Here is a 10,779-nt window from a genome sequence, read left to right on the forward strand (position 1 = left end):
AGATGCTACGACCCACTCCTATCCTCTAGGGATGACCACGGGGGCCAGAGCCGAGACGGCCACTGCAGTCATGCGGCCACGGCATGCCGTGATCGACGGGGCGTGGCGAGCGATCGGTCCTGGCGTGGAGGTGCTCAGCAGCGACGACGGTGGCCCGCTGCGCAGAACAATCAAGCGAATCATCGACCCCCTAGTGCTTCGGCTCCGGTCGAACACGCAGTACTCGGCGCCGTTCATCGACACCGCCGTCGCTTCTGCGATACACGAATTGATCGTCGGCAACGGACCCGCGTTGTGCGGCGCCGCGGCGTGGTTCGAGGTCCTCAAGCGGGAACGTCGCAGGCTTCGCATCACCACGGGAAACGCGCAGGAGCTGTATTTCCCTGTGTGTTTCGAGCTCGCCGTGACCAGGGGAGCGCCCGCGGATGCGGACAGCGACGCGGCGACGACGGTGCTGCGGGGCATTCACGACGACCGCGACCGCACCGCCATCGAGGTACTCAATCAATTCGTCCGCGATCAGGAGGTCATCGCGAAACTCTCCGAGCAGGTGCGACACAGTTGGCGCGATGTGCGTGCGGGCACCGAGATCACCGGTCCGTTCCTGTCGGGCCTGACAACTGTGCTCGGGGCCGCCGAGAGCCACCGCGAGTCGATGGCTCGTCAGCGGGTCTGGTCGGCGCTGATCGCCGATCCAACGCCGTACAACCTCGGAGCGAATGCGCATGCCGCGACGGCGTCGCTGCCGTGGTCGATCGTCGATCTCGGCTTGAGTTCGGTTGAGCCGCAGCAATCGCCGACGGTGGTCGGCGGGTCAGCAGGCGATCGCCCGCTCAATCGCTGTGTCGTCGACCGTGTCCGGGCCACGCTGCGTCGCGCACTCGATCGAGACGAACTTCCCGACGTGCCACTGCTGTGCGCAGAGGAGGTCGACAGGTCGTGTGCACCGTGGGGGCTGCTGGCCGAGGACAATCAGGCCGCGTTGATAGCGGGGATCGAGATCGCGGTGGGCCTTGCCCCGCTGGCCGACGTCGTGCCGCGCTACCACCTTGGGAGCCTGATCCAGGCGCGACTACGTAAAGAGGCCTATGTGATGCACGCCCGCCGGTATCTGGCCGAGGGCGGCCCGATTCACCCACGCCAGCAGCAGGTGATCGACGATCTCTCCGCGTTCGCCCGTCCGTACCTGAGCCGGCTGTGGGCGCGCCTGCACGGCCGCGACGTCTGGCAGGAGCCGTGCGCCGACGTCGACGACGTCCGCTCGCTGCTCGAGGGCGTGGCACGGTCGGTGAGCCTGGATCACCGGCAGCGGATCAAATCGATGTTGTAGGTGGCGGGATGAAACTGGTCGCCGATTCCGGACTCTGGAGCACCGGGCCGCCGGTGGCGCCTGGCCCGTTGGTCGCCGTGCTTGAAGTGAGCGGCGCCGTGCTGGCCTGGTCGATCGACGATTCCGGCGCGGCATCGATCACCTTCACCGACCTGGCGCGCGCGGACTGGCTGTGGCGGGTGCTCGGCGAACCCGGTCACAGCGCACCGGCCGCAGCCGTGAACGAACGCTTGCCGCACGACGCGCAGACGATCGACGTGAATGGGGTCGCCGTATTGCCCGGGTCGGTCGATCAGCTGCGACGGCTGGCCTTGGGCCACTGGATGCGACGCTGGTGGCCGGCGAGTCACCGCGACGGGATCGCCGCCCTGGATGGTGCGCTGGTCGACGCCGAGATCGCACTGCTGACGGCGGCCGCACAGCATTTCTTCGCCGACGACACAATCGACTCGGACGTGGCCGGGTTACTCGCACCCCATACGGCGGCATTGAACGCCCATGTCCAAGGGGGAGATCCGCGCGTGGTCGAGCTGGTGCGCGCTGCGAGCGAGCTGACCGACGACGTCGGGATCGTTCTCGTCGAGCCTGCACCGACACGGCGTCGGGACGACTACGCGCTGGCCGCGGGTGCGGATCGCAGACAGCGCGCAGCGGGTGCGATCGCACGGGGCACAGATTCGATCCGCTGGGCAGGCGTTCCGCCTGCGGTGTTCGATGCGGCTGAGAACACGATCGAATGGGTCGTCGAGGCGGCGACACCGGGGGCGAACGCCGTTGTCGACGTGGAACTGTCAGGCGGTGATTCGCCGAGCGGCATCCCGGTGCGGCTACGGTCGGGTGTGCTCAGCGGCGCCGCCGTCTTGGACGACCGCGGACAGGCGATGTTTGGCCTGATCGATGATCAGCGACAGCCCGTAGCGGAATCGACTGCCTGGAACCATGATTGGGAGGGCACTTCGGTCACGGTCGGCGCCGACGTCGATGAATCACCGGAAACACGTCTGCGGGTCCGAGATTTCGCGCGGGCCCGGTTGGCGGCGCCTGTGGGCGATGCGTACCTCGCCGAGATCCTCGCCGCCGAATCCGACTACTGAGACTCGTTCTCGGCGGTATGCATCGACTGGCGAATTTGTTCGAGGCGTTCGGCGGCGGCGCGCTGGCGCTCTTCGTACTGCTCCTCGACGGAGCGCCCCTCCGGGGTCTCGGCTGCCAGCTCGCTGGCCCCGATCGCGGTGCCGTAACGCGTCTCGATCTTCTCGCACACCGATTCGAAGGTCGGCACGCCGCCGGGGGTGTACCCGGTGTCGGCGGCCTCGGCAGGTGAAGGGGACGGTGGCTGAGGCTGCAGTTGGGCGGCCGGTTCCGAGTCGGCAGGCGCCGGTTGCGGATTCGGTTCGTCGGGCATGCCGCCACCGTACTCTGCGGCTACCTCGCGGCGGCCTGTTCGAACGTCGGGCTACCGGCGGCTGCCGGCAGGGGCGTCGGCGGCACGTCAGGTGTGCCGATCTGGCCAGCGAGCCATGGCAGGGCAACGCCGAACGCGTGCGATGCGAACGGCCAGTCGTGCTTACCCGGCTGGCTCACCACAGCGCAGTTGATCCCATTGGCTGCGCCAAGCCCGCACAACGAGTTCGCGGCGGCAGCCTGGTCGTTCTTGGCACGTTGAATGGTCGCGGTCGAGCCGTTGACGTCAAACCACCCGGCGACACCTGTGTACGGGCCGTGCTTGTTGATCACGGTGGTCGGATCGAACGCCGCCCACGCGTCGGGATTGCCTCCGAACAGTCGCGCGATGGTCTGGTCTTTGTTGCCCGAGTTGGGTCCGATGTCGCCTGCAATGTCCTCGAATGCGCTGAACATGTCTGGATGCATGACTGCGAGGTCGACGGCGCACGTCCCGCCCATGGACCAGCCGACGATACCCCACTTCGAGCGGTCCGGACTCACTCCGTAATGCGAGACCATGTACGGCACAACATCTTTGGTGAGGTGGTCGGCACTGCGGCCTCGCCTGCCGTTGACGCACTCGGTGTCGTTGTTGAACGCACCGCCAGGATCGACGAACACGACGACGGGAGCATTTCCGTGATGTGCCCCGGCGAAGTCGTCCAGCATCTTCACCGCGCCGCCGGTGCGCAGCCAGTCGGCCGGCGTGTTGAACTCGCCGCCGATCATCATCAAGGTCGGCAGTTTCGGCGCCGGATTGGTGGCGAACCAGGCGGGCGGCAGGTAGACCAGCTCGCCGCGGTGACGGAAACCCGACGCCGCGTCGCTGATATCGACCGGCACCACGGTGCCCTTCGGCGGGATCTTGCGCTCGTGCTGCATGGCCATCACGGTGACCTCGTCGGTCTGGTCGGGCAGCGGTCCGGCCGTCAGCTGGTTCCACGCCGTCTGCACGGTGGGGAAGTAGCCGACCCACATATTCAATGCCAGCCCGGCGCACAGCAGTGTCAGGGGCAGTGCAGCCAGCGAGGCCCCGCGCCGCCACCAGCCAGACCTCCGCCAACCGGCCACCAACACGGCGGCCGCGAAACCGGTGAGCCCGACCCAGATCCACAACGCGTTCGGGGCGGGGTTGTCGGACAGGCCCTGGGACGCGACATACCAGTAAGCGGATGCGGAAAGGGCGGTGCCGACGATCAGTGCCCACGGCACCCAGCGCACCTGCCAGCGTCCGCTGCGTCGGCTGACCGCGGCAATCAGTACCACGGCGGCGATGACCTGCACGGTGACTGGAAGCCAGCCGTGCATGAGGGATAAATGGTGGCGCAACGAGTCGGGTAACGTCACGGCAACATCGTGGCGTGCCTACCTTGTGGCGGGCTGTGAGTCAGCTGCTAGCGAGGTTTGGCCAGCGGGAATGGCAGCGTTTCGCGGATGCTTCGTCCAGTGATAAGCATCACCACCCGGTCGACACCCATACCCAGTCCACCCGTCGGCGGCATCGCGTACTCCATGGCCTGCAGAAAGTCCTCGTCGAGTTCCATCGCCTCCGGATCACCGCCGGAGGCCAACAAAGACTGCTCCTGCAGCCGCCTACGTTGTTCGACGGGGTCGGTGAGCTCGCTGTAGGCGGTGCCCAGCTCCACGCCCCATGCGACAAGGTCCCAGCGTTCGGCAATCCCGGGGATGCTGCGGTGCGGCCGGGTCAGCGGCGACACCGACGTCGGGAAATCCTTGTAGAACGTGGGCTCCTCGGTGCGATCCTCGACGAGCCGCTCGTAGAGCTCCAGCACAACCGCGCCCGCATCCCAGTGCGTGAGGTAAAGAATATCTGCGTCGTCGCACAGCTTGCGCAGTGTGGCCAGGTCCGTCTCCGGCCCGATCTGCTCGCCGAGCGCTTCGGAGACCGCGCCGTGCACGGTCTTGACCGCCCACTGACCGGAGATGTCGACCTTGTGCAGCGTGCCGTCGTCGCCCGGCCGCAGAAACACGTGTTCGCCGTTGGCGGCCAGCGCCGCGTTCTGGATCAATTCGCGGCAGCCGTCGATCCACACGTTGTAGTCAGCGTGCGCCTGGTAGGCCTCCAACAGCGTGAACTCCGGGTTGTGGCTGAAATCCACCCCCTCGTTGCGGAAGGCGCGACCCAGCTCGAACACCCGCTCGACGCCACCGACGCACAGCCGCTTGAGGTACAACTCCGGGGCGATGCGCAGATAGAGGTCGAGGTCGTAGGCATTGATGTGGGTGAGGAACGGACGTGCGTTGGCGCCCCCGTGAATCTGCTGCAGGATCGGGGTCTCGACCTCCAGAAAGCCCTTGCCGACCAATGTTTCGCGAATGGCGTGCAGGACACCGCTGCGGGCCCGGATCAAATCCCGTGCCTCGGTGTTGATGGCCAGGTCGACATAGCGGGCGCGCACCCGCGCCTCCTGGTCGGTCAACCCCTTCCACTTGTCCGGCAGCGGGCGCAGGCACTTGCCGATCAGCCGCCAGCTACCCACGATCAGCGATTGGGTGCCCAACCGGCTTCTGCCCATCGTGCCGGTCACCTCGATGAGGTCGCCGAGGTCGATGGAACCGGTGAAGTCTGCGGTGCTACCGGTGTCCAGCTCCGAGTTGTCAAGCAGCAGTTGTACTTCATCGGACCAGTCACGCAATTGCGCGAACAACACACCGCCGTAGTCGCGGATCCGCAGCACGCGCCCCGCCACTGTCACCGCGGCGCCGTCGGTCGCCCCGACCGCCTCGGCGACCGTGTGGCTCGGCGGCCGCCCGACCGGGTAGGCGTCCACACCGCTGTCCTGCAGGACCTTGAGTTTGGCCATCCGGACCCTCACCTGCTCCGGAAGACGTGGATCATCCCCGCCGTCGGGGAGGTCAGCCTGAAGTGCGGACAGGTCGGGTGCGCTGCCGTCGTGACGCAGCAACCCCGTCGCGACCAGATTCTGCGGTGCCGCGATGTGATGCCCGGTGTGCTGTTCGGTGCGACGGGTGAACGGCAGCACCAGGAAACCCTCGGCGATCACCGACGCAACTCCCACCCGTGGGACGAGCCGGGCGTCCTCGTAGCAGGCGTAGCGCGGCACCCACTCGGGCTTGTACTTCATGTTCGACCGGTACAGCGTTTCCAGTTGCCACCATCGGGAGAAGAACACCAGCAGCCCGCGCCACAGCCGGGCGACCGGGCCAGCACCGAGTTGGGCACCTTGCTCGAACGCCGACCGGAACATCGCGAAGTTTAGCGAAACACGGCTTATGCCAATGCCTTCCGACTGCTGCAGCAGCTCGGTCACCATGAATTCGATTGTGCCGTTAGGCGATTTCGGAGATCGCCGCATCAAGTCGAGCGACACCCCGTTATTGCCCCACGGCACCAACGACAGCATCGCGACGACCTCGTCCTGGTTCTGCAGGGCCTCCACCAGAAGGCAGTCGCCGTCGGCGGGATCGCCGAGCCGGCCGAGCGCCATCGAGAAGCCACGCTCGCTCTCGGTGTCACGCCACGCGTCGGCCCGCTCGATCACCTCGGCCATCTCGTCAGGGGGTATGTCACGGTGGCGTCGCATTCGAACCGTCAGTCCGGCGCGCCGCGCCCGCGTCACCGCCTGCCGGACCGCGCGCATGTCGGCCCCCGACAACCGGAAGCCGTCGGGATGCAGGATTGCTTCGTCCCCGAGCTGCAGCGCGTTGAGTCCTGCGGCCCGGAACGCCTCAGCCGCAGCCGAACTCGCGCCCATCACGCCGGGCGCCCAGCCGTACTCCTGGCACAGCCTCAGCCACGCCTCTATCGCCTGGGGCCACGACTTCGGATCGCCGACGGGGTCGCCACTGGCAAGGCACACACCCACCTCGACGCGGTAGGTGACCGCCGCGCGGCCGTTCGGCGCGAACACCGCGCCCTTGTCCCTGCGGGTGGCGAAGTAGCCAAGCGAGTCGTTCTTTCCCCACAGCTCCAGCAGCCCGCGGATCGCCGACTCGTCCTCACCGGTGAGAGCGTTCTCCGACTTCTGCGACCGGAACAACACGATCGCGGCAAACATCAGCGCCAGCGCGCCGAACAGACCGAGAAGCGCGTTGACGAAGACGTGCGGATGCTGGCCGTCGAACGCGTTGGAACCCACGCCGGCAAAAGCCGCGACCCTATTGACCGCGTAGGCCAGTCGGTAGTCGCGTTCCAGCGTGCCGGGAAACAGTTCCAGAAGTCCCCATCCGACCAGGATTCCAATGGCCATTCCGGCGACGAGTGCCACCGCCGCCTTGACCAGAGCACCGCGTCGCACCTTGGCCCAGAACTCCTTGCGGGCCAGCATGAGGAATGCGACGGCGGCGACGTGGAAGGCGAGACCGATCATCTCGCCGCTCTCCTCCATCCACGTCTCGTCGCCGGTGACGATGTCGCCGAGATTCCAGACGGTGGACGCGAGCATGTAGAGCACGAGGATCAACCAGGCGAGTCGTTTGCGGGTCGCCAGCGCGGCGGCCAGCAGCGCGAGCACGAACGCCCAAGCGAAGCTGGTATCTGGGAAGTTGAAGATGTAGTCATTGACGAATTCCCGCGGAATCTTGATGATCACCCGCACCAGCGGCGAGACGCTCGCAATCAGCGACAGGGTGGCGATGATGCCGACGGTCCAGCCCGCCGCCGCGGGAACCCAAGAGAAACTCGAGGTGGGCCGAACCCGCGGCGGGCTAGTGAGGGTCATAGGCCGCGAGGATATTCGCTCAACCCCGGAAATGGGTGTGACCGCTACCAGACCGGGCCGGTGTATTTCTCGCCTGGACCCTGCCCCGGTTCATCGGGGGCGGCGCTGGACTCGCGGAATGCCAACTGCAGACTCTTCAGCCCGTCGCGGACGGGTCCCGCGTGCGGGCCGAGGTACTCGGCCGATGCGGTGACCAGAGCGGCCAGGGCGGTGATCAGTCTGCGCGCCTCGTCGAGATCTCGATGCGGACTGTCGTCGGGGTCGTCTGCCGACAGACCGAGTTTCTCCGCCGCGGCGCTCATCAGCATCACCGCCGAGCGGGTGATGACTTCCACCGCCGGAATTTCGGCCAGCTCGCGCGTGTTAGGAACGTCGGTCATGGCTGCTAGACTGGCACGCGCGACCGTCCCGGCATACGCCAGGGACAGCAAGTGGAGTCCCGCTCCCACCGTTGGCCACACCGGCTCAGCGGTCCGGTCTCAGACATTCTCGCGGATGTCTGTCCTGGTCGGCATCGGGCCCTGCTTTTTGCAGGGCCTTTGTGCTGATGGCGTGGGCTCCTGAAATAGAGGACAACATAGGAGGCCCCATCAGCACTGAGACCCGCGTCAACGAGCGCATTCGAGTACCTGAAGTCCGCTTGATCGGACCAGGTGGCGAGCAGGTAGGCATCGTGCGCATCGAAGACGCCCTCCGCGTCGCTGCGGATGCCGATCTCGACCTTGTCGAAGTAGCGCCGGACGCCAAGCCGCCGGTCTGCAAAATCATGGATTACGGCAAGTTCAAATACGAGACGGCCCAGAAGGCACGCGAGTCTCGCAAGAACCAGCAGCAGACCGTCGTCAAGGAACAGAAGCTGCGTCCCAAGATCGACCCGCACGACTACGAGACCAAGAAGGGCCACGTAGTCCGCTTCCTGCAAGCGGGGTCGAAAGTCAAGGTGACGATCATGTTCCGCGGACGCGAGCAGTCGCGGCCCGAGCTGGGCTATCGGCTGTTGCAGCGCCTGGGCGCCGACGTCGCCGACTACGGCTTCGTCGAGACGTCAGCCAAGCAGGACGGGCGCAACATGACGATGGTGCTGGCACCGCATCGCGGCGCGAAGACCCGCGCCAAGGCGGCGCACGATGCAGACGCACCCGCTGCACAGCGCGCAAGCGCTCAGCCCGCCGAAGCACAGACCGACACATCACAGAACTGAGGACACATGCCCAAGGCGAAGACCCACAGCGGCGCTTCCAAGCGGTTCCGGAAGACCGGCACCGGAAAGATCGTCCGCGAGAAGGCCAACCGTAGGCACCTGCTCGAGCACAAGTCGAGCAAGCGCACCCGTCGGCTCGAAGGACGCACCGACGTGTCGGCCAACGACACCAGACGCGTCAAGAAGCTGCTGAACGGCTAGTTTCAGCGCCTTTACCTACCTTTTGAACCGAACGAGAATAGGAACACCCCATGGCACGCGTGAAGCGCGCAGTCAACGCCCAGAAGAAGCGGCGGACAGTACTCAAGGCATCGAAGGGCTATCGCGGCCAGCGGTCCCGGCTGTATCGCAAAGCCAAAGAGCAGCAGCTGCATTCGCTGAACTATGCCTACCGCGACCGGCGCGCCCGCAAGGGTGAGTTCCGCAAGTTGTGGATCTCCCGCATCAACGCGGCTGCCCGCGCCAATGACATCACCTACAACCGGCTCATCCAGGGGCTCAAGGCCGCCGGGGTCGAGGTGGACCGCAAGATACTTGCCGAGATCGCCGTCAGCGACGCGGCTGCGTTCACCGCGCTGGTGGACGTTGCGAAGGGCGCGCTGCCCAGTGATGTGAATGCGCCGTCAACTTCGACTGATTCCGGCGAGGCTGCCTGACGCTCACCGAGCGCTCCGACCGCGTGGCGGCGGCGATCAAGCTTCAGCGCCACGTCGGACGGCGCCGTGCCGCACGCTTCCTCGCTGAGGGCCCTAACCTCGTTGAGGCGGCGATGCGACGCAACCTCGTCATCGAGGTTTTCGTCACCGAAGCCGCATTGAGTCGCTTCGGGCCGATACTGGCCGACGTTCCTGTCCACGTCGTCACCGATCGCGCTGCAAAAGCACTGTCGGACACCGTGACGCCGGTCGGGCTTGTCGCGGTGTGCGAATTGCCGTCGACGAACCTGGCCGACGTGCTCGCCGATCAGCCACGGCTGGTCGCCGTCGCCGCCGAGATATCCGAGCCGGGTAATGCGGGCACGTTGATCCGGATCGCGGACGCGATGGGGGCGGACGCGGTCCTGTTGGCGGGCAATAGCGTCGATCCCTACAACGGGAAGTGTCTGCGCGCCTCTGCCGGAAGTATCTTCGCCGTGCCCGTGGTGGCCGAAGCCCATGCCGGGGAAGCGCTTTCGGCGCTCCGCAGTGCGGGTCTGCAGGTGCTGGCGACCACCGTCGACGGCGAGGTCAGCCTCGACGACGTCGATCTGTCCGGGCCGACCGCATGGCTGTTCGGACCCGAATCCCGTGGTCTGCCCGCAGAATTGGCGACATCGGCGGATCACCGCGTTCGAATCCCGATGTCGGGCGGAGCTGAAAGTCTCAACGTGGCGGCCGCCGCCGCGATCTGCCTCTACCAGAGCGCCAAAGCACACCGCGCCGATTAGCCGTCGAGTGTGCGGATTCGTTCGCGACATGCCGTGCGTGCGTATGTAACCGCACACCCGTCACCGCTCAGCGACAACAGAGCGACAATCCGCGCGGTGTCAGACCGCCATGCCATGGTCTGACGATGAGCCAATTGTTGACGGTGAGCGGGACCGATCTTCGCTACCTGCTCACCGCGTATCTGTTCGACCACGGGCCTGCGACGGTCGAGGAATTGGTCGACGCGCTCGCGTACCACGGCTTCGATCCCGCTGGACGGCACTCGAAGTCTGTTTCGGACGCTCTGCGCTGGGAGATGGCGCGCGGTCGGGCGATTCGACTCCGCCGCGGCCACTACCGTCCAGGTGCGATGTCGCGGGCGACCCAACACCGGATCCGTCGACGGGTAAGGGCGCTGCACGACGAAGTCGCGGCCCTCCCGGGCGGGGGAGATGCGAGCCTCACCGCCTAGGTGTACCGAGCCGGCTAGTTGGCCGACTTGAGCAGGCGTGACGCGGTAGCCGCTCGCCAGAAGTGAGTGTTTCCAACCGGATACGACGGTAGTGAGCTAGCTGACGTTCAGCGGGCTCATGGCAAGTTTGCTAAAACTCCTCCACGCTGCGCGTTCAGCGGATAGATTCAAAGGCAGCCGTCGTTCATCGGGAGACCCTAAGGGCGTCGACGCGAGGATGG

The 10,779-nt window shown here is 66.2% G+C and carries 11 protein-coding genes; 7 read left to right on the top strand and 4 right to left on the bottom strand.

Annotated features, from left to right (window positions below):
* The first annotated feature begins 31 nt into the window (after nucleotides 1-31).
* Together QOJ24_RS06695 and QOJ24_RS06700 are read left to right on the top strand one after the other, a co-directional pair.
* Nucleotides 32-1,330: a hypothetical protein gene (locus tag QOJ24_RS06695; RefSeq protein WP_526260200.1), complete on the top strand. Its 1,299-nt coding sequence runs from the start codon at nucleotides 32-34 to the stop codon at nucleotides 1,328-1,330.
* A gap of 8 nt (nucleotides 1,331-1,338) precedes the next feature.
* Nucleotides 1,339-2,424: a hypothetical protein gene (locus tag QOJ24_RS06700; protein ID WP_526260201.1), complete on the top strand. Its 1,086-nt coding sequence runs from the start codon at nucleotides 1,339-1,341 to the stop codon at nucleotides 2,422-2,424.
* On the opposite strand, the gene QOJ24_RS06705 is transcribed toward QOJ24_RS06700, so the two are convergent.
* The 4 genes from QOJ24_RS06705 to QOJ24_RS06720 all read right to left on the bottom strand — a co-directional run bounded on the left by QOJ24_RS06705 (nucleotide 2,418) and on the right by QOJ24_RS06720 (nucleotide 7,859).
* Complete coding sequence (locus QOJ24_RS06705; RefSeq protein ID WP_526260202.1) at nucleotides 2,418-2,735, bottom strand: hypothetical protein; 318 nt, start codon at nucleotides 2,733-2,735, stop codon at nucleotides 2,418-2,420. The two genes, QOJ24_RS06700 and QOJ24_RS06705, sit on opposite strands and share 7 nt — an antisense overlap.
* A gap of 20 nt (nucleotides 2,736-2,755) precedes the next feature.
* Complete coding sequence (locus QOJ24_RS06710; RefSeq protein ID WP_526260212.1) at nucleotides 2,756-4,084, bottom strand: alpha/beta hydrolase; 1,329 nt, start codon at nucleotides 4,082-4,084, stop codon at nucleotides 2,756-2,758.
* A gap of 86 nt (nucleotides 4,085-4,170) precedes the next feature.
* Nucleotides 4,171-7,479 carry a bifunctional lysylphosphatidylglycerol synthetase/lysine--tRNA ligase LysX gene (lysX, locus tag QOJ24_RS06715; protein WP_526260203.1) on the bottom strand — a complete coding sequence of 1,103 codons (3,309 nt, stop codon included), beginning with the start codon at nucleotides 7,477-7,479 and terminating at the stop codon, nucleotides 4,171-4,173.
* A 44-nt stretch (nucleotides 7,480-7,523) separates the two neighbouring features.
* Nucleotides 7,524-7,859: a DUF1844 domain-containing protein gene (locus tag QOJ24_RS06720; RefSeq protein WP_526260204.1), complete on the bottom strand. Its 336-nt coding sequence runs from the start codon at nucleotides 7,857-7,859 to the stop codon at nucleotides 7,524-7,526.
* 209 nt (nucleotides 7,860-8,068) lie between these two features.
* Here QOJ24_RS06720 and infC point away from each other — a divergent pair, with 209 nt between their 5' ends.
* From infC to QOJ24_RS06745, 5 genes are all read left to right on the top strand, one after another.
* A complete protein-coding gene (gene infC, locus QOJ24_RS06725) occupies nucleotides 8,069-8,680 on the top strand; it encodes a translation initiation factor IF-3 (RefSeq protein WP_526260213.1) in 612 nt (203 codons plus the stop codon).
* A 6-nt stretch (nucleotides 8,681-8,686) separates the two neighbouring features.
* Nucleotides 8,687-8,881: a 50S ribosomal protein L35 gene (rpmI, locus tag QOJ24_RS06730; protein WP_123027814.1), complete on the top strand. Its 195-nt coding sequence runs from the start codon at nucleotides 8,687-8,689 to the stop codon at nucleotides 8,879-8,881.
* 50 nt (nucleotides 8,882-8,931) lie between these two features.
* Nucleotides 8,932-9,336, top strand: coding sequence for a 50S ribosomal protein L20 (rplT, locus tag QOJ24_RS06735; protein WP_526260205.1), 405 nt, complete (start codon nucleotides 8,932-8,934; stop codon nucleotides 9,334-9,336).
* A 23-nt stretch (nucleotides 9,337-9,359) separates the two neighbouring features.
* The gene (locus QOJ24_RS06740; protein ID WP_526260206.1) at nucleotides 9,360-10,106 is read left to right on the top strand and encodes a TrmH family RNA methyltransferase; all 747 of its coding nucleotides are present in this window, start codon (nucleotides 9,360-9,362) and stop codon (nucleotides 10,104-10,106) included.
* 125 nt (nucleotides 10,107-10,231) lie between these two features.
* A complete protein-coding gene (locus tag QOJ24_RS06745) occupies nucleotides 10,232-10,558 on the top strand; it encodes a hypothetical protein (protein WP_526260207.1) in 327 nt (108 codons plus the stop codon).
* Nucleotides 10,559-10,779: the final 221 nt, after the last annotated feature.

Origin of the sequence: Mycobacterium sp. (assembly GCF_032159775.1) — a bacterium.
Taxonomy (GTDB): domain Bacteria; phylum Actinomycetota; class Actinomycetes; order Mycobacteriales; family Mycobacteriaceae; genus Mycobacterium.